The organism is Halomonas sp. DN3, assembly GCF_024137905.1.
Classification (GTDB): Bacteria; Pseudomonadota; Gammaproteobacteria; order Pseudomonadales; family Halomonadaceae; genus Halomonas; species Halomonas litopenaei.
Genome location: NZ_CP099965.1, coordinates 1,431,076 through 1,449,860, shown reverse-complemented (window position 1 = coordinate 1,449,860; position 18,785 = coordinate 1,431,076). Strand labels below are relative to the sequence as shown.

The 18,785-nt window shown below is 59.3% G+C and carries 20 protein-coding genes and 1 pseudogene; 10 read left to right on the top strand and 11 right to left on the bottom strand.

Annotation, left to right across the window (positions count from 1 at the left end; all coding sequences use genetic code 11):
* Positions 1-16: 16 nt before the first annotated feature.
* The 5 genes from NKF27_RS06460 to NKF27_RS06440 all read right to left on the bottom strand — a co-directional run bounded on the left by NKF27_RS06460 (position 17) and on the right by NKF27_RS06440 (position 3,725).
* The gene (locus tag NKF27_RS06460) at positions 17-685 is read right to left on the bottom strand and encodes an amino acid ABC transporter permease (protein WP_253555785.1); all 669 of its coding nucleotides are present in this window, start codon (positions 683-685) and stop codon (positions 17-19) included.
* A gap of 67 nt (positions 686-752) precedes the next feature.
* Positions 753-1,613, bottom strand: coding sequence for a transporter substrate-binding domain-containing protein (locus NKF27_RS06455; protein WP_253555784.1), 861 nt, complete (start codon positions 1,611-1,613; stop codon positions 753-755).
* A 282-nt stretch (positions 1,614-1,895) separates the two neighbouring features.
* Positions 1,896-2,753 carry an NAD(P)-binding domain-containing protein gene (locus NKF27_RS06450; protein ID WP_253555783.1) on the bottom strand — a complete coding sequence of 286 codons (858 nt, stop codon included), beginning with the start codon at positions 2,751-2,753 and terminating at the stop codon, positions 1,896-1,898.
* On the bottom strand, positions 2,750-3,091 hold the full coding sequence (locus NKF27_RS06445; protein WP_253555782.1) for an NAD(P)-binding protein: 342 nt from the start codon (positions 3,089-3,091) through the stop codon (positions 2,750-2,752). Before NKF27_RS06445 ends, NKF27_RS06450 begins: the two co-directional genes overlap by 4 nt.
* Before the next feature lie 88 nt (positions 3,092-3,179).
* Entirely contained in the window at positions 3,180-3,725 is a 546-nt protein-coding gene (locus tag NKF27_RS06440) for a MarR family winged helix-turn-helix transcriptional regulator (protein WP_253555781.1), read from the bottom strand.
* Positions 3,726-3,903: 178 nt separating this feature from the next.
* On the opposite strand from NKF27_RS06440, the gene NKF27_RS06435 reads away from it, so the two are divergent.
* From NKF27_RS06435 to NKF27_RS06415, 5 genes are all read left to right on the top strand, one after another.
* Entirely contained in the window at positions 3,904-4,098 is a 195-nt protein-coding gene (locus NKF27_RS06435; protein WP_253555780.1) for a hypothetical protein, read from the top strand.
* A gap of 406 nt (positions 4,099-4,504) precedes the next feature.
* Positions 4,505-5,023, top strand: a complete 519-nt coding sequence (locus NKF27_RS06430; RefSeq protein ID WP_253555778.1) for a hypothetical protein — start codon at positions 4,505-4,507, stop codon at positions 5,021-5,023.
* A gap of 500 nt (positions 5,024-5,523) precedes the next feature.
* A complete protein-coding gene (locus NKF27_RS06425) occupies positions 5,524-6,666 on the top strand; it encodes a TauD/TfdA family dioxygenase (protein WP_253555776.1) in 1,143 nt (380 codons plus the stop codon).
* A complete protein-coding gene (locus NKF27_RS06420; RefSeq protein ID WP_213228390.1) occupies positions 6,667-7,254 on the top strand; it encodes an HD domain-containing protein in 588 nt (195 codons plus the stop codon).
* A 188-nt stretch (positions 7,255-7,442) separates the two neighbouring features.
* Positions 7,443-9,062, top strand: coding sequence for a BCCT family transporter (locus NKF27_RS06415; protein WP_231498529.1), 1,620 nt, complete (start codon positions 7,443-7,445; stop codon positions 9,060-9,062).
* Positions 9,063-9,240: 178 nt separating this feature from the next.
* Here NKF27_RS06415 and NKF27_RS06410 read toward each other — a convergent pair whose 3' ends face one another.
* Positions 9,241-10,179 carry a LysR substrate-binding domain-containing protein gene (locus NKF27_RS06410; RefSeq protein WP_253555774.1) on the bottom strand — a complete coding sequence of 313 codons (939 nt, stop codon included), beginning with the start codon at positions 10,177-10,179 and terminating at the stop codon, positions 9,241-9,243.
* 350 nt (positions 10,180-10,529) lie between these two features.
* A complete protein-coding gene (locus NKF27_RS06405; protein WP_253555772.1) occupies positions 10,530-11,420 on the bottom strand; it encodes a LysR family transcriptional regulator in 891 nt (296 codons plus the stop codon).
* A 177-nt stretch (positions 11,421-11,597) separates the two neighbouring features.
* Here NKF27_RS06405 and NKF27_RS06400 point away from each other — a divergent pair, with 177 nt between their 5' ends.
* From NKF27_RS06400 to NKF27_RS06385, 4 genes are all read left to right on the top strand, one after another.
* On the top strand, positions 11,598-11,810 hold the full coding sequence (locus NKF27_RS06400) for a DUF3311 domain-containing protein (RefSeq protein WP_253555771.1): 213 nt from the start codon (positions 11,598-11,600) through the stop codon (positions 11,808-11,810).
* Positions 11,803-13,263 (top strand): sodium:solute symporter, encoded by a 1,461-nt coding sequence (locus NKF27_RS06395; protein ID WP_253555769.1) that lies wholly within the window; start codon positions 11,803-11,805, stop codon positions 13,261-13,263. The genes NKF27_RS06400 and NKF27_RS06395 overlap by 8 nt, the downstream gene beginning before the upstream one ends.
* Positions 13,264-13,278: 15 nt before the next feature.
* Positions 13,279-14,577 carry an amidohydrolase gene (locus tag NKF27_RS06390; protein ID WP_253555768.1) on the top strand — a complete coding sequence of 433 codons (1,299 nt, stop codon included), beginning with the start codon at positions 13,279-13,281 and terminating at the stop codon, positions 14,575-14,577.
* 271 nt (positions 14,578-14,848) lie between these two features.
* Positions 14,849-16,438 (top strand): ABC-F family ATPase, encoded by a 1,590-nt coding sequence (locus NKF27_RS06385; RefSeq protein WP_253555767.1) that lies wholly within the window; start codon positions 14,849-14,851, stop codon positions 16,436-16,438.
* A gap of 164 nt (positions 16,439-16,602) precedes the next feature.
* On the opposite strand, the pseudogene NKF27_RS06380 reads toward NKF27_RS06385, so the two are convergent.
* From NKF27_RS06380 to NKF27_RS06365, 4 genes and pseudogenes are all read right to left on the bottom strand, one after another.
* A pseudogene (locus NKF27_RS06380) lies at positions 16,603-16,773 on the bottom strand (amino acid ABC transporter ATP-binding protein); the annotation flags it as partial.
* A 70-nt stretch (positions 16,774-16,843) separates the two neighbouring features.
* The gene (locus tag NKF27_RS06375) at positions 16,844-17,185 is read right to left on the bottom strand and encodes an NIPSNAP family protein (protein ID WP_108131670.1); all 342 of its coding nucleotides are present in this window, start codon (positions 17,183-17,185) and stop codon (positions 16,844-16,846) included.
* 1 nt (position 17,186) lies between these two features.
* The gene (locus NKF27_RS06370; protein WP_253555766.1) at positions 17,187-17,684 is read right to left on the bottom strand and encodes a TRAP transporter small permease; all 498 of its coding nucleotides are present in this window, start codon (positions 17,682-17,684) and stop codon (positions 17,187-17,189) included.
* Positions 17,681-17,908 (bottom strand): TRAP transporter large permease subunit, encoded by a 228-nt coding sequence (locus NKF27_RS06365; RefSeq protein WP_301271183.1) that lies wholly within the window; start codon positions 17,906-17,908, stop codon positions 17,681-17,683. Before NKF27_RS06365 ends, NKF27_RS06370 begins: the two co-directional genes overlap by 4 nt.
* A gap of 135 nt (positions 17,909-18,043) precedes the next feature.
* On the opposite strand from NKF27_RS06365, the gene NKF27_RS06360 reads away from it, so the two are divergent.
* Positions 18,044-18,784: a FadR/GntR family transcriptional regulator gene (locus NKF27_RS06360; RefSeq protein WP_253555764.1), complete on the top strand. Its 741-nt coding sequence runs from the start codon at positions 18,044-18,046 to the stop codon at positions 18,782-18,784.
* Position 18,785: the final 1 nt, after the last annotated feature.

Here is an 18,785-nt window from a genome sequence, read left to right as displayed (position 1 = left end):
ATCATTATCTCTCATCTTATTTTTCGAACCCCGGAACCGACAACTTCCTTTCAAAAGCATAAAGGGCACTATTCCCGGCTCTATTTAGAATAAAATAGAGAAGGGCGACTACCGCAAATACGATGAGGACGTTTCCTTGGGTACTGGTAATTATATAGTGAGCTTGACGCGTCAGTTCGACAACACCGATCACGTATGCCAGAGACGTTTCTTTTATCTGAGATGAAAACTCATTTGTCCAAGGCCCTATTGCATGTCGTATGGCTTGAGGTAAAACGATATATGCAATCGCCTTGGAACTAGACATTCCCATCGCCCTTGCAGCCAGCATCTGGCCCTCAGGAACAGACTGGAAGGCACTACGAAAAATCTGAGATTGATAAGCAGCAGACCTTAGCCCCATTGCCAAAACTGCTGCAGCGAAAGCGGAGATATCGTATACCCCAGATAATCCATAGAAAAAAATGAACAGCATTATAATGATTGGAATACCACGAAAAATTCTCTCGTAGACGACCAACGGCCACTGAACAAAACGAGAACGCGGCCCGTACAGCTGTACCAGGCATATAGCCAGGCCAAGAAATAAACCAATAACCAAAAGACAGAACAAGAGGGCAATCGCGACCCCCAGCCCTTTCAAAAGAAAGGGAAAGTCTCTAATAAGTACATCATAGATATCCATGACATCTGCCCCGATGAAAAAAGGCGCTTCCGGTCGAGGAAGCGCCTACAGCAATATAACGCTAGACTTATTCGTTTCCGAGCTCGGGAAGTCCACTCACCGGCTTGTCATAGGTATCTACGAAATCCGGCATATGGCCAGGAATGGCAGGCGCCACAACCCCGGGGATATAGCTGCTTACGATTTCCTGCCACTCACCAGAGTCATAAATATTCATGATACCCTGGTTCAACTTTCCAAGGACCTCCTGCGGATCATCCTTGGTGACAGCCAGCGCCAAAGGAGCACGAATATAGATCTTGCCAGCCATCTTTACCGGTCGGCCAGAGTTGATATATTCCTGAGCCGACGTATCGTCCACGATGACCGATGAAATCCTGCCGATCGCCATGTCATCGACAGCGGTCACATAGCTGTCGTACTTGGAGAGAGAAACGTCAACATCGCTATTGTTGATAACGTTCTCTTCCATCCATGCCTGCTGGGACGAACCACCTTGAACGCCGACACTAGCGCCGCAGCAGACTGCCGTAAAGACATTGGCGTCAGAGTCTTCAGGAACCAACACAACATCGTTGGTTTCCCACCAGGGTATACTGAAATCGATAGCCCCTGCCCGCTCCTCTGTCACAGTCAGTCCGGTCGCCAATATATCAATCTTTTGAGCCGCCAGCGCTGGAATCAGAGAAGGGAAAGGCATGTCCTGAAATTCAATCTCAAAGCCTTGATCTTCAGCAATTGCACTCATCGCATCGATGGCAATGCCCTTGAACTCACCACTTTCTACATATGCCCAAGGTGGAAAAGAGGCTTCAATACCCACCGTGTATGGATCTTGAGCCAATGCCGTCGAGGAAAGTCCCGTTCCTGCAAGACCCACTGTTGCTAGAGAAAAATAGGTGACCCAGGATGGCTTCTTGTTCTTCATAATTGCCTCATATTGTCTAACGAATTTATCGATTAACCAATCCAATATGGTGGCTATTAAGGCTGCATGTCAAGCCAGCATCCCTTCGTTAAAAATGAGTTGATGCATAATCGCGAATCAAACAAAAAAACCTTAACCCTCCCGCTGAATACAGAAAAAACCCATATTCATTGCTGCTCCGACAAAAAAAATGGCAGGCAGGCGCCCCTTGCCATCTTCTCGGGCATTCACTCACGGTGACGGCCATCCCCCGGAGCAGTTCAGCATCCGGCAGGCCCTGCCCTACCCCCGCCGTGCCGCCCTTTCCGCCAGCGTTGCCACCACCGAGCGCACCTGTTCGTAACCGGTCCTCAACAGGAAAGTGGGGGCGCGGCCGTAGCTCTTGATGCCCAGGATATACAGTCCCTGCTCCGGATGGCGGAGCTCCTCGGCGCCGTGGGAGGGTACCGAGCCACAGCTGTGTACGTTGGGATCGATCAACGGCGCCAGACGAACCGGGCTCTGGGTGGCTGGGTCCAGCTCGAGGCGAAGCTCGGTCAACAGCGACAGATCCGGCCGGAAGCCGGTAGCGACGATGACCTCATCCACCGGCGGCAGGCTCTGACCTTCCCCGTGGATGAGAAGACCATCGGCCCCCTTCTCAAGTCGCTCGATCCTGACCCCGGGATAGACCTCGATCCTGCCATCGCTCACCAGGCGCTGAACCTCCAGAGCGAGCCGACCACGTTCCTCGAGAGGATCGTCGGCGCACCCACAGAACATTCTAGCCGGTGAATCACCTCGGATCGCCCACAGAACCCTGGTATCCGGGGCTGCCTCGCCAAGCTCGGCCAGATCGCGGAGTAGATTGAAGGCCGAATGCCCGGCGCCGACCACCAGCACACGACGGTTGGCGTAGCGATCGCGCCCTTCCTTCAGCACCGCCGGCAGACCGTAGGTCACTCGCTGTGCCCGTCGCGCTTCCCCCAGCGCTGGCATGCCGTGGGCTCCCATCCAGTTGGGCTGGCCGAAGGTACCGGAGGCATCGATGACAGCATCGGCCAAAAGGTCGCGCTCGCCATCGGGGTCTTCGATCCTCAGGATGAACGGCGCCTCGAAGCGCCCCTTGTCCTTCAGCACATCGATCCCGGACCGACTCACGCCCACAACTCTACTTTGCAGGTGCACGCGGTCTCGGAGCTCAGGCAGGTTCGCCAGCGGCTCCAGATAGTGCTCCACAAGCTCCTGCCCGGTCGGGCAAGCATTGCCGCCGGGTGCTGCCATCCCGAAGCCTTCAACAGTGCGGCAGCGTGATCGTCGAGGTTGCATTCCCAGGGCGTGAACATTCGCACATGCCCCCACTGCCGCAGATGCTCACCGACGCCCGTGCCCGCTTCGATGACTACCGGATCGAGTCCATGCGCTAGCGCATGGGCGCAGGCGGCGAGCCCGATGGGGCCGCCTCCGATAATCGCGATCCTGCCGCTTGTCTGATTCATCTATCGCTCCTTCAATGAGTGGCATCTAGGCGGGAATGCCATCGCATCCGAACTTAGTTGTTAGTACCAACGAAATAGGCAAAAAAACTCAGGTCTCGTCCTCGACAGCACTCAGGGTCCCAGGCCCCGGACCACAGCGCCGTTGCGCGGCCTGGGTCAACTGCCGTATCAGGGTCAGCGCCGCCTGACGCATATCCGGGGTGAGTCCTTCGAGCATCGCCCGCTCTTCAGCGATCAGGTCGGCGCGTATCGTCTGGTACAGCGCTTCTCCCTGCACCGTGGGGCGAATCAGTGCGGCACGTCGATCTACTGGATCGGCAACCCGGTCGACATGTCCCTTGCGCACCAGGGCGTCCACCACGCGACTCGCCGTGCTCTTGTCCAGGTACATTTCGCTTGCCAGCCCCTGCAGACGCAACGGCCCTTGATGAACCAGGGTCTCCAAGGCATAGCACTGGGCCACCGAGAGGTCATAGCCGCAGATGCGATCACGATCTCGAAACTGATGGACCCGAATCAGTTGATTGAGCGCGTCGTAGAGTGCTCGGGCATCCCGGTCGAGGTTCTCGCCGCTCGGGAGGTCGCGAGGGTTGTCGCTGTCGCTTTGGTTGTCGCTATCGCTTTGGAGAGGCATCGTGTCTCAGGCAGTTTAGTTGGTACCTGCAACGTAAATGACCGCCCTGCGTGGGTCAAGCCGCTCTCTTGCCCCTCCTTCTCCCCTTTTCTTCACACCGGGCGCCTGTTGCCAGTCCTGCGACACCCCGGCCCCCGGGTCGGCGCTTGCCGACTCACAAGGGGGCCAGGAGACAGACATGACCACTTCCACACGCCCTGCTCGCAGCCTCACCACCTCTTCCAAGCCGTCCGCCCAACTCAAGACGCTGTGTCTGACACAGGACGATCTGGTGCGCCCGGAATTTTGCAATAACGCCATCCTTGCCGGCATCGGCCGCGACTCGAGCGGCTCCCACGAATCGCCGACAACCAAAGGGCCGACAGCACAATAGAGCCCGGTACAAGGGTCAGTCGTAGCCACATGACCTCGACCTTTCCCGCCTGAATCCAAAGAAGAAGTGATCGAACCATGCAGGACTCCCGGCCTATCCGAAGATAGCCTCACTGAAACATGGCAACGGCGTGACTCCCGCGGGACCCGACACGAATGTGCAATCTAGAAGCGCAAGGTAGTAAGCCCTCACTTTCTCTACCAATCGCTTTGTATCGGGTAAAATATGCTCAGCGGCGGGCATCATCACCCTTCTAATGATCTGTGACATCACCTTGGATAATCGGTGATTTCTTGTTCTGCTCTTCCGTCGATGCACTTGAACCAGGGCCAGCAAGCATTTACCATCCCCACCAAAATATAAAAAACTTCTTATATTAAGTTTATCGCAAGGGAATCAATAGAAAATGAAAAGAACTCGCACTTTTTTATCGCTTGTTGCGGCCGGGACAATGACCCTCGGCGGCTGCGCCAGTATCGTTGGTGAGCGTGAACAGGCAATCACGATCAATAGCACACCAGATCACGCCAATATCACGATTACTGACGAGCGTGATCAGGCAATATTTGAGGGAACGACCCCCACCAGCGTCACTTTGAAGAAGGCTGACGGCTCCTACTTTGGAGGAAAGGACTACGTCGTCACGATCAGCAAGGAAGGCTTCGAAAGTCGTTCCATCGACATCGAAAGCCACCCCAATGGATGGTACGTGGGCGGCAACCTGCTGTTCGGTGGCTTGATCGGCTGGCTGATCGTCGACCCGTTGACCGGCGCAATGTATTCGCTCAGCCCCGATGAGCTGAACGCTTCTTTGGGCGACAGCGTGGCAAACGCCGAAGATGGCTCCAAGCAGCTTAGCCTCGTGCTGATCGAAGAGGTTCCGCAGGAATTACGTCATGAAATGAAGCTGCTTGGCCAGCTATGAGCTTTATACGAAAAGTCGACGAGCGATGGTTAACAAGTCAAAAATCGGTGAGAAAGCGTAGTTTACGAGGTGTAAACGCGCATTTTTACCGGGCTGGCGCACCAGCAGCTTTTTTACGCCGTGTTACCGAGCACAGGCATTTTTCGTACAAGCCCTAGGTTCACCTGCATCACCGTAGTACCGGGACCCGCCCCCACTAGCGGGTCCTTTCGCCTTCTTTCCCCTTCGTCTTCCCCACCCTGCCCATCGCATCTGTGCTTTGATCGCTCTGCATGACCAGGTCGCTGTCGTTGGCGTCACAAGGAGCTACTGCTCCTTTAATGCCCTGCTCATCCGTCTCCCATTGGGCCGCACTGGACAAACGTCCGGCATACATCGGGTAAACCTCCATCCAGGTATAAAGAAAATGCATGGTGGAGGATAAGCCAGCGCCTCTACTCCTTCGCCGGGAGATGGCTCAGCATGCGCGCCGAACGTTTGCCAGACACCGGAGACCCGCGATGCGAAAGCCAACCTCCCGCCCTGAGTTCGTCATCCAAGAACAGTCCCCGGCCGTCGTTGTCGTCGACGGCCAGCAGTCCCGCGAGATCAGCCCGCTGTGGCTGCGCGAACGCACCCAGGCGCCGGATCAACTGGAGCCGATGACCCAGCAACGGCTGTTCGACTCCCACGCCATCGACGCAAATCTGACGCTGACCCAAGCTACAAAGGTCGATGAGCAGCAGGTGGCGCTGGCCTTCAGCGATGGCCATCGCGAGACCTACGATCTGCGCGTCCTGGCCGAGGAACTCGGTGAGAGTGAGCTGTTTCCGGCCGCCGAACCCTGGGACGCCTCGCTCGATCAGCAGCAGGTGCGCTTTGACTGGACCCAGGTGCTTGACGACCCCGACGTCTTTCGCGAGTCACTGGATGCCTATCTGCGCTTCGGCTATCTGGTGCTTTACAAGGTACCCACCGACCCGGAACGCATCCTTCAGGTCGGCAGCCACTATGGCTACGTCAAGGAAACCAACTTCGGTCGCTATTTCGAGGTCTATTCACGCCCCAGCGGCAATGACCTGGCCTATCGCAGCGTGGCGCTTGGTCCCCACACCGACAACCCCTACCGCAACCCGGTGCCGGGTATCCAGCTGCTGCACTGCCTGGTCAACGAGACCAGCGGCGGCCTGTCCACCCTGGTCGACAGCCTCAAGGTGCTCGAGCGGCTACGCCAGGAGACCCCCGAGGGCTACGAGCTACTGAAACATACCCCGGTACGCTTTCGCTTCGTCGACGCCGGCACCCAGCTGGTGACCCAGCGCACCATGATCCAGACCGATGACGACGGCCGCCCCACCGGGGTTCACTACAGCCCGCGCCTGGATGGCCTGCCGCTGCTCTCCGACGCCGAGACACGGCTGTTCCACCGCGCCCGCCAGCGCCTTGGCGAGCTGTTTGCCGACCCGACCTACGAGGTACGCTTCGCGCTCGGCGCCGGCGAACTGATGCTGTTCGACAACAGTCGCGTACTGCACGGCCGCACCAGCTATGACAGCAACGAAGGACAGCGCCACCTGCAGGGTTGCTACCTGGATACCGACGGCCCGCGGGAACGTTTTGCCAGTCTCTTGAAGCAACATGCGTCCATCGAGGAGGTCGCCTGAATGGAAAAGGTCACGTTTCGCCAGATGAAGGACGGGACCCGGGAGGAATACGTCTTTCTCGAGCAACTCGAAGATAACTTCAACCAGGGGTTAGTCGACCGCCTGCTGGACGCGCTGCGCCGACTCGAGAACAGCCTGAGCGGCTACCAGGTGACGCGCCTGGAACACTCGCTGCAGTCGGCGGCACGGGCCGAAGCCGACGGTGCCGACGAGGACATGATCGTGGCCGCGCTGCTGCACGATCTCGGTGACGACCTGGCGCCCTACAACCACTCCCAGCTAGCCGCCGCCATCATCCGGCCCTATGTGCGCGCCGAAGTGACCTGGGTGATCCATCACCACGGACTGTTCCAAAAAGTGTACTATGCGCACCACTTCGGAGAGGATCCGCACGAACGCGATCGCTACCGGGACCATCCCTGGTACCAGAGTTGCGTGGACTTCTGTGAACGCTACGATCAGGCGGCGTTCGATCCGGACTATCCGACGCCACCACTGGAACACTTCGAGCCCATGCTGCGGCGCATCTTCGCTCGCCAGCCCTTCGATCCGGAGGTGATCGGCGAGGAGCATCCGCTGGAGCCATGAGCCACAGGTCTGACGCGGCGGCTCGCCCCGAGCCGCCGCGCCGACAAGGCCGCTCACGGTAGCGGCAGCGGGATCGCCGGCCCGAGGTCCGGCTCAAGAGGACACAGACTATCGCTACTCCAGAATCATCTTCCCCGGGGTCTCCCCCCGACGACAATCCCCACGCGGTAATGGGCACCGACTACAAGGTGACCGAACTCGAACAACGCGGCCCCTTCCAGGGCATGCACCGCGGCATGACGATCACGTCAGGGGCGCTGATCCTGCTCTTCGTACTGTTCACCGGTCTCAGTTCCGACACCGCCGCCGTGGTCTTCGGCACCGCACGCGCCTGGATCGAGGGCACCTTCAGCGGCTACTACCTGGTGACCGTGGTCGCCCTGCTGGTGGTCTGCGCCTTTATCGTCTGCAGTCGCTACGGCAGCATCCGCCTGGGCACCGACGACAGCCGACCGGAGTTCAGCAACTTCGCCTGGTTCTCGATGCTGTTCTCCGCCGGCATCGGTATCGGCATCCTGTTCTTCGGTGTCGCCGAGCCGATCTTCTATCTCGATAACACCGACTCCTTCGGCTACCCCAACAACCCCCACGCCGACATGGCCGGGGCCACCGCCATCGGGCATGAGCGCGCCATCGACGCGCTGCGGGTGACGGTCTTCCATTGGGGACTGCACGGCTGGGCGATCTACGTCATCGTCGGCATGTCGCTGGCCTACTTCGCCTACCGCAAGGGCCTGCCGCTGGCGTTAAGATCGGCGCTGTACCCCTTTATCGGCGACCGCATCTTCGGGCCCGCCGGGCATCTGTTCGACATATTCGGCGTGCTGGGCTGCGTGTTTGGTGTGGCCACCTCGCTGGGACTCGGCGTCAGTCAGATGGGCGTGGGACTGGAAAAGTTGTTCGGCATCGACGATGGCCTGCCGACCCAACTGGTGCTGATCGCGGTGATCTCGACGCTGTCGATCATCTCGGTGGTCAGCGGCGTGCAGAAGGGCATCCGCATCATCTCGGTGCTCAACATCTGGGTATCCGCGGTGGTGATCGGCATCTTCCTGTTCGGCGGGCCGACCCTGTGGCTGATCCAGACCTTCGGCGAAACGCTGGCGGACTACGCCACCGAGGTCATTCCCATGGGCCTGTGGTACGCCGAGCAATCCGGTACCAGCGAATGGCAGCAGGCCTGGACCATCTTCTACTGGGGCTGGTGGCTCGCCTGGGCTCCCTTCGTCGGGCTGTTCATCGCGCGCATCTCCAAGGGCCGCACCCTGCGCGAATTCGTCCTCGGTGTGCTGCTGGTACCGACGCTGCTGGCCTTTGTCTGGCTGGTCATCTTCGGCGGCAACGCCATCCACCAGGAGCTGAACGCCGCCGGTGGCGCTGGCACTGCCGGCATCATGGAGATGGTGCGCGCCTGGGATCTGCCGTCTGCGCTGTTCGCCACCGCGGACGGGATCGTCGGCTCTGGCGTCTTCGGCTGGGTGCTGTCGGCCATGATGGTGTTCCTGCTGATGAGCTGGTTCATCACCTCATCCGACTCCGGCACCCTGGTGCTGACCACCATCCTGTCGCTGGGCGATGACGATCCGCCCAAGCTGTTCCGCGTCTTCTGGGGTGTGGTGATCGGCCTGGTGGCCGCCGTGCTGCTGGTGGTCGGTGGGCTTTCCGCCCTGCAGACCGCCCTGATCGCTGCCGCCCTGCCGGTCAGCGTGGTCATCCTGGTCATGACCCTCGGCGTGCTGCTCTCGCTGTTCCGCGAACCCGGCGATCCCTATCGCCAAGGCTTCCGACTGCGCCCGCGCCGGCGCTGACAGGCCGCCCCGTGCCCACATCGGGCACGGGGTCTTGGGCCCCGCCTCTCTCTATCCTCGTCACCTCTCTTCCTCTCTTCCTCTCTGCACCTTTGCCATCACCATGGCGAACGCATCCACGCCCAACGCATGCCCTGCTTTGCGTCAGTGCGTCTTATCAGCCCCGATCTGGCGCCCCTCAGCGCAACCGCCCCGGGTCTCCCGAGGTGGCTCCCTCGCCACGATGCACCGCGTCCAGCAGCCAGTCCCTGACCGGCTCCGTGACCGCGCTGCGCTGGTGTTTGACGCTCAGCCAGTAGCCATAGTCTTCCCGCGTGACCTGCGGTCCCAGGGCAGTGAGCTGGCCGGTGACCAGATACTCCTCGACCAGGTTCGACCAGCCCAGCGCCACGCCCTGATGCGCCAGCGCCGCGTTCAGCAACAGCGCGTAGTTGTGGTAGGCGAAGATATCCTCCGCCGGGGGTGGAGTGAGCCCCGCATGGCGGCACCACTGGGCCCAGTCGAGCCAGCGCGGATTCCTGATGTCCTGGTGCAACAGCGAGAGCCGTGACAGGTCCTGTGCTGACAGGGGGCCTGATAGCCCATGTGCCTGCGCGTAGTCTGGGCTGCACACCGGGAAGACCGCCTCCCGGGCCACCAGCCGCCCTTCTTCCTGGGGCAGATAAGGCCCGAAACGAATCGCGATGTCGGCGGCCAGCAGCTGCGGATCGTCCGAGCGATCGATCGGCATCAGGTGAAAGCTGAAGTCGGGAAAGGCCCGCTTGAGCGCCGGTAGCCAAGGCAACAGCCACAGGTGGGTAAAACCCGCGTCGGCTGCGATGACGACCGTTGGCGCTGGCCCCTGGCCGTGGCGCACGAAGCGATCACAGGTGTCTCTGAGGGTGGTGAGACTCGGCGCCATCTCACGGTAGAAGCGCTCGCCCTCGACGGTCAGGCTCAGCCGGCCGCCGTGCCGGTCGAACAGTACCAACCCCAGGTATTCCTCCAGCCCCCGGATTCGCTGGGAGATGGTCGGCTGGGTGGTTCGCTCGGCCTCCGCGGCGGCGGTCATGGAGCCGAGCCGGGCCGTGGCCTCAAAGGCGATCAGCGACTTCATGGAAGCGGGGTTGGGGTTCATAGGCAGAAGATGTGATGGGCCGGGTAGTTTGCAGGGACGCCCCTGGGGTGACAGACAGCGGCAGACAACGGCAGATAGCACCAGCCATCCAGTGCAAGGCAGGCGGTTGGCGAGCGCACCGCGAAGGGTGCGTTGATCTGGAGGGGATATGGTGAGGGAATAGGCAGGCAGATGCCAAGTCGTTACCGAAGACTGTGGTTTTCACATAGACAAAGACGTGACTGTCCCTCTTGCCACTGAATCCACACGAATGGCAAACCAGGACAACGCTTTGCTGGAGGCCAAAATGCTAAGGACTTGGAGCTGCCTCTCTTGCAGCTTCGCATGGGGTCGAATTGCGTCGATGTTGCTCAGCCAACTCTTTCTTCGACCAGCCCTATCAAGTTGTGCAGCGCAGGCGAGTCATTGTTCGAGCGCCAGGCGATCCACATAGGCATGTCACAGGTATCGAGCTCCGCCAGCTGTATGAAGCGGATACCAGGCATGGGGTGGGCACTGCTGGCCGAAGGTACGATCGCCACTCCAAGCCCCGCCGCCACCATGCTGAGGATGGTGATGTTGTCCGCCCCGTACTGGACGACACGTGGCGAAAAACCAAGACGTTCGAAGTGAGCCAACATGCGGTCGTAGTAGATCGGTGAGGCACTACGAAATCCCCAGACGAAATCGGTATCTTTCAGCTCATCAAGGCACGAGGGAGGCATTGATGCCCACGGCGAAGACTCGGGTACTGCCAGAGTCAGATGATCATGCGCCAAGGGGCGCATCGCAAGCCCTGGTTGTTCCGGGCCATCGAGATAGAGGATACCTACATCCAGGGTCCCCTCTTTCAGTCGCTCCAGCTGCGGGCCGGACAATAGCGGAAACACCTCGAAAGCAACTCCAGGGTACCGGGAGCGATAGTCCCCCATCAACTTGGCAACATCAGGCACCCAAAGATGGGTCACGGTGATCCCGAGACTCAACTTGCCGCTCACTCCACTCCCCAGCGACGTCAGGCGTGCCTTAATTTGTGCGCGCTGATCGAGCAACTGGACAGCCTCATCATAAAGCGCGCGTCCTGCCACTCCGAGGCGGACACCTCGGGCATGTCGCTCGAACAGGAGGGTCCCTACGTCGTCTTCCAGAAGCCGCATCTGACGGGTAAGCGCCGGCTGGGCAATGTGCACTCGACGACTGGCCGCAGAAATGGACCCCGTCTCCACAACCGCAACAAAGTACTCAAGCTGCCGAAATTCCATATAAGTCTCCACGCCTCGCTGACTCCAAGCTCATCAGTATCGACGCTGGCGACCTCTATAGCCATGCCCAGATTCTATGCCTAGCATCCAAAACCCATATTTTTGGTATCGAAAGAGCTGTTCCATAGTGATTGAACAATCCATAACAAGACTCGCTTCGGCGAGCTGGACAGCCACATGACCAAGACCTATCACCTGCTCACGGGCCTGCACTTTACGCTGTGCACCCTGGCGATGATCTGGCCCGGCGCGCTAATCGCCAATCGAATCGAGCCGACCGTGCTGGGACTGCCCTTTCTCTTCTTCTGGTACGCGCTGTGGATGCTGGTGCTCTTCGCCGGCATGTGGGTCGCCTTCGTCGTTCGTCACGGGGGAAGCCGTCATGAATGACACCGCAATCATCATCGGTATTACTCTGGCTTACCTGGCAATGGTGCTGGTGGTAGGCCTGCGCGCCCGAGGTCAAGCTAGTTCCAGTCTGGAGGGTTATGTGGCCGGCGGACGCCATGTCGGGGTAGTGATCCTGTTCTTTATACTCGGCGCCGAGATATTCTCCGCCTTCGCTTTCCTCGGCACCCCAGGCTGGGCCTATCAACACGGCGCACCGGCATTCTACATTCTGGCATACCTGTCACTGGTACCTATCACCATCTGGGCGCTGGGCCCGCGGGTGGCCAAGCTCGGCCGCGAACGCGGTTATCTTACCCAAGGCGACATGATCGCCGACCACTATCAAAGCCGCTCCCTTGGCATGCTGGCCGGTATCATCGGCGTAATGGCATTGGTGCCCTACCTGACCATCCAGATCGCCGGTGCGGGGCTGCTGTTCCAGGCCGCGACCGACGGCATGGTACCTTTCTGGCTGGGCGGCCTGCTGGCCTTTCTGGTGGTGGCCGCCTACGTGTTCTCCAGCGGCCTTAGCGGTATCGGCTGGACCAATCTGGTGCAGGGGCTGATGATGATCGTCATCGCCTGGTTCCTGGGACTCGCCATCCCCGGGCGTCTCTACGGTGGAGTGGGCGAGATGTTCGCCCAGATACAGCAACAGGCCCCCGAATATTTGACCATGCCTGGCGCCACCGACATGGGGTGGGGCTACTTCAGCACTGCGGTACTGGTCAGTGCCTTCGGTGGCGCCATGTGGCCGCACCTGTTCATGAAGTTCTATTCAGCGGACAGCGGCAGAACCCTGCGCCAGGTCAGTGTCTTCTACCCGCTCTATGCCTACCTGCTGGTGCCCCTACTGTTCATTGGTTTCACCGGAATCCTGGCCTTCGCCGATACTCCTCTTGCCCGCTCCGACACCGTACTGCTGAAACTGGTGATGGACGTGGCCAATTTCTCGCCGTGGGTCATCGGCCTGATGCTCTCCGGCGCACTGGCTGCGGCCATGTCCACCGGCGCCAATCTGGCTCACACCGCCGCCGTCGTGCTCGTTCGCGACGTGATGAGCCCCACCGTCATGAAGGGTGCCAGCGAGTCGACCTGCGTCGCCACTACTCGCTGGAGTGTGCTAGGCCTGTCCCTGGCTGCCTACCTGATGGCACTCCTCAATCCTGGTTCACTGGTCATGATCCTGCTGACAGCCTACGGGCTGATCGTGCAACTGTTTCCGATGGTAATTGGCGTGCTGTTCATACCTCGTTTGCGCCGAATCAGCGTGATGACGGGCGCTCTGGCCGGCAGCCTGTCCTTCCTGCTGATGGAATTCGTCGTGGGATCGCCGCTGGGATGGCACGCCGGTGTATGGGCAATGCTTGTGAACGCCACCGTCGTGACTCTCTGCCAGGCCCTGAGTCATGCACCCGACAAAAGCCAGATTCAAACCAGCAACAGCCACTAGTTTCCGGAGACCACAATGACGACAACAACAGCCGCAGCGGACCTGAAGCACGCCATCACGTCCCAGATGGAGAAGTCCTTCGAAGAAGTTCAGTCGCTTTATCACCAGATTCACCAGAACCCCGAGTTGCCGTTTGAGGAGCACGAAACCAGCAAGCGACTCGCCGAGGCCCTGGAAGCAAGAGGTTTCGAGGTGACGCGAGGTGTCGGAGGCACAGGTGTGGTCGCCTTGCTGCACAATGGCAACGGTCCGACAGTGATGCTGAGAGGAGATATGGATGCCCTCCCGATCAAGGAAGACACCGGCCTGGCGTTCGCCAGCACACGAACCGCGAAAACCCCGAACGGCAGCGTGCCGCTGATGCACGCCTGTGGCCATGACCTGCACAGCAGTTGCGTGGTGGGCGCAGCCAGTGTGATGGCCGGCCTACGGGAGCACTGGCAGGGGTCCTTGATGCTGGTCTGCCAGCCTGCAGAAGAGATCTTCGGCGGTGCCAAGGCCATGCTGCAAGACGGACTCTACACCCGCTTCGCCAGGCCAGATGTGGTTCTTGGCCAACACAACATGCCAGCCCTGGCGGGCACGGTTGGCCATATCTCCGGAACGGCCATGGCTGCCTGCACCAATCTTGCCATCACCCTCCACGGCGCTGGTGGCCATGGCTCCATGCCCGCCCAGGCGGTAGATCCGGTGGTCATCGCCGCCCACGTGGTCACCCGCCTGCAGTCCATCGTCGCTCGTGAGGTGCCACCGGACCAGTCAGTGGTCGTGACCGTCGGCAAGCTGCACGCCGGCACCCAGGCCAACATCATCCCCCACTCTGCAGAACTCGAGATCAGTATCCGCAGCTTCGACGACAGCCTTCATCGACAGGTGGTCGACGCCATCAAGCGTATCGTGCACGCCGAGTGCGACGCGGGCCGCTCCCCCAGGCCACCAGAGTTTCATACACTCAACGAGACTATCACTCTACAAAACGATGCCTCAGTGGTGGCGCGCATCCGCGACGCCCACGCGAATCACTTTGGCGAAGCCAACCTCTATGACATGCCGCGACTGAACGGCAGCGAGGACTTCCCCTTTTTCGGCAATGCCGAAGCGGGAGGCTTCAGTGGCGAGAATATCCCCTACGTCTACTGGTTTATCGGTGCCACGCCAGAAGATCGCTGGCAGGCCACACCAGGCAAGGACGTCGCTGAAAAAATGCGACATCTGGAAATGCCACATTCCCCCTACTACTTTCCGGGCAACCCGGTCACCCTGCGCACCGGTATCGAAGCCTTGGCCGCGGGTGCACTCGCCTACCTGACCTGAAGTCCTCCACCAAGACGCTCTCGATCTACGATCGCGAGCGTCTTGGTGTCTGAAGCAGCTACACATCACGCCTTGATGGGAAGCTCTGCAACCAGCGGCGATGTAATCCAGCAGGTCCCGGCCTACCGACAGCGTCACCCTGCAAAGGCCCGGTTCTCGAGTAGCTAGCCACCGGGTCAGACGCGTACAATGCGCCCTCCACTTTGGTCGAAGCCCCTTGCCGTGCCGGCCCAAGTCTCTCATTCATGTTCATCCCGCGAGATACTCCGCCGTGCTCTCTACCGCCAACATCACCATGCAGTTTGGCCCCAAGCCGCTGTTTGAAAACGTTTCTGTCAAATTCGGCCAGGGCCACCGCTACGGTCTGATCGGGGCCAACGGCTGTGGCAAGTCGACCCTGATGAAGATCCTCGGGGGCGACCTCGAGCCGACCAGCGGCCAGGTGATGAAGGACGCCACCACTCGCCTGGGCAAGTTGCGCCAGGACCAGTTCGCCTTCGAGGACGAACGTGTCATCGACACCGTCATCATGGGCAACGAAGAACTCTGGAACGTGACCGCTGAGCGCGAGCGCATCTACTCCCAGGCCGAGATGAGCGAAGAAGACGGCATGGCGGTGGCAGACCTCGAGGTGCGCTACGCCGAGCTAGACGGCTACACCGCCGAGGCTCGTGCCGGTGAGCTGCTGCTGGGTCTGGGGATTCCGCTTGAGCAGCACGACCAGCCGATGAGTGTGGTGGCACCGGGCTGGAAACTGCGCGTACTGCTGGCCCAGGCGCTGTTCAGCGACCCCGATGTACTGCTGCTCGATGAGCCGACCAACCACCTGGACATCAACACGATTCGCTGGCTCGAGGACATTCTTCGGGCGCGCTCGTCGACCATGATCATCATCTCCCACGATCGCCACTTCCTGAATAGTGTGTGCACGCACATGGCGGATCTGGACTACGGCGAGCTGCAGCTGTTCCCCGGCAACTATGACGAGTACATGACCGCCGCCACCCAGGCGCGCGAACGTCTGCAATCCGAAAACGCCAAGAAAAAGGCAGAAATTGCCGAACTCAAGCAGTTCGTCAGTCGCTTCTCGGCCAATGCCTCCAAGGCCAAGCAGGCGACCTCACGCCAGCGCAGGATCGACAAGATCCAGCTTGACGAGATCAAGCCGTCATCACGGATCAGTCCGTTCATTCGCTTCGAGCAGAACAAGAAGATCCACCGCCAGGCGCTGGAAGTGGAAGCGCTGTCCAAGGCCTGGGACGACAATGTCCTGTTCGAGCGCTTTGGGCTGCGTATTGAAGCCGGAGAGCGGGTCGCCATCATCGGCCCCAACGGCATCGGCAAGACCACCCTGCTCAACTGCCTGGTCGGCGCGATGGAGCCCGACGCCGGTGAGGTCAAATGGACCGACGCCGCCGAAGTGGGCTATTTCGCCCAGGACCACGCGGCGGACTTCGAGGGGGGCGAAACCCTGTTCGAATGGATGCAGCAGTGGACCACCGCCGGTGAGCAGATCGTGCGCGGCGCCCTCGGGCGGATGCTGTTCTCCAATGATGATATCGGCAAGTCGGTGAAGGTGATTTCAGGCGGCGAACAGGGACGCATGCTGTTCGGCAAGCTCTCGCTGCAGAACCCCAACGTGCTGGTGATGGACGAGCCCACCAACCACCTCGACATGGAGTCCATCGAGGCGCTCAACCTGGCGCTCGAGCACTATCCCGGCACCCTGATCTTCGTCAGCCACGACCGCGAATTCGTCGGCTCACTGGCCACCCGCGTCATCGAGATGAAGGACGATGGCATCGTCGACTTCAGTGGCAGCTACGACGACTACCTGCGTAGCCAGGGCGTGCTCGGATAAATTACCGCTCACACACGCAGGGCAGCGCGTGCTGCCCTGTGTCGATAGTAAGTGGAGACTCTACTGAGAAGCCGCCAGAAGTTTGAAAAACTCGATACGACTATCACATCGACAAAGCCCCCCTGCCGGCACGCACCGGCAGGGAGGCCTGGCCCTTTGTCAGCTCAGGTAATCTGACCCAGGAAGTTCTGCAGCCGTTCGTTCTGCGGGTTGGTGAAGAACCCGGTCGGTTCGTTGATCTCGACGATCTTGCCCGCGTCCATGAAGACGATACGATCGGCCACGGCCTTGGCAAATTCCATTTCATGGGTCACGCACATCATCGTCATGCCCTCCCCAACTAGACAAAACAGTCTGAGCCAATCGGCCAGCATAAACTTGCATCAAAACCGCACGTTTGTTGCACTACCCTTCCCCCTTCTTCTCGTGAATGGGATCAAAAAAAGGCGCGGCGACGAGTATCTTGTTCTCCTGGCTGACCAGGTACCCCGCCTCGGCGCTTTTCGCGAGATATTCTTTCCACTCCGGGTCTGCCTGTAGTTTCTGGCGCTTGGCTGCGCGGTCGGCCGCATCCTCGTACATCCACACATGAACATAGGAGTTGACATCACCCGTTTCAACCGCCCCATAAACAACGGGATAACCCAGGTGTTTACTCTGCACCTTCCACCCGTGGTCTTCATAGAGCTTCATGTGTTTCTTGATGGTACCCGGGCGGCAGGTGTATGTTCTTAGATCGTAGATCATCTTACTTCTCCTTCATCATGGTAGAAAATGGCGCTTTAACGTCCGCGATCGATTCAAACAGATCACGCAATGAGTAAATCATCATCAATGTTCCCGAGATGGGGATAACGGCATAGAAAAGCCCCGTCGGAAGGTTCAGTACAGGCGTTACTGCACTGCTCCGTGCCGTCAGCTCCCATCCGTACCACGTCATGGCGAGCATGAACCCAAGGGATAGAAATGCCAGAAAGGCCCTGAGCAACGGTGCCGCACGCTTTTGCCCTATCACCTGCTCGAGCCAATCCACTCTGAAATGTGCCCGCTCTCGCCATAAGGCAGCGGAGCCCATGAATACCATCCAGGAAAACAAGCCCCTTACCACCTCATCCAGCCATGCGAAGCTCGCAAGTTGAAAGCTGCGCGCAATGACGCTTGAAAACAGCAGGATGAACAACGCTGCCAAACAGAACGAGGCAATCGCGCGCAGGAGTTGGCCCATCACTCGATCAAGTTTATTCATGAGTTCATCACCAGATCAGGCAGCCATGTCGATATCGCTGGAATCACGATGACGGCCATCAACACCACGAAAAGACCAATCAAGTAAGGCGTCAAGGCACGCGACAAGCGGCCGACGCTGATTTTGGCAATCGACGATGTTGCAAAGAGAACCATACCCACGGGAGGCGTCAGCAAATCGAGCATCGAACACATGATCATGATGACGCCGGCTTTTAGGCTCAAATTAGTTTATGTCAGTTTGTCTGACAACTGTTTTTAATGCTACCTTTGTCGCACTAGCCCCTTGCAGGTCGCATGGCCTACGCTTCAACGACGCGTCGCGGCTTGAGCTGTTCAGACGATCAGGAAGACATCCCAATGCTGGATTTTGAAATCTATGGGCGTATTGATCGCCCTCGCCGGCTACCTGATGAGGTCGCGGTAGCCCTGACCAAGGCGATCGAAGGAGGCCAGCTTCAGCCTGGCGACCGCCTTCCCACCGAGGCGGTACTTTCCAAGAAATTTGGCGTCGCGCGCACGGTGATCCGCGAGGCGATTTCGCTTCTCAAGTACGATGGCGTCGTCGACTCACGACGTGGCGTCGGCACTTTTATTACGGAAACCACCAATCGGTCGGCGTTTCGCATCAGCCCGGGATGTTTCGAAAAACGCAAGCAGATCATAAAGTTGCTTCAGCTTAGAGCAGAGGTGCAGGCAGGAGCCTCGGCGCTTGCCGCCGGAACACGCACGGCTGAGCAAATGCAGGCTTTAGAAGAAGTCTTTGCAGAAATGGAGCGACTCGACGCACTCGGTCCAGATGGAGCACTTGAGCAAAGAGTCGACACCGAGCTCGAATTCTATCGCCGCATTACCGAAGCTTCTGACAATGAATATTATGTCGAGGTTATCGGCATGATTGAGGGAAATATACAGAGCAACCTGCGCTCGGCCTTTCTGAAGAATGCAGCGGCTTCTGAATTCGGCCCTTCCATTCTGGATGAACATCGCGCGGTGAGAGATGCACTGGTAATACAAGACGCATCGCTAGCTCGCAGCGCGACACGCCTACGCTTCGAACGCGCGGCTGAGCGCCTGGCAGCTCGCGAAGACTTTCTATAAG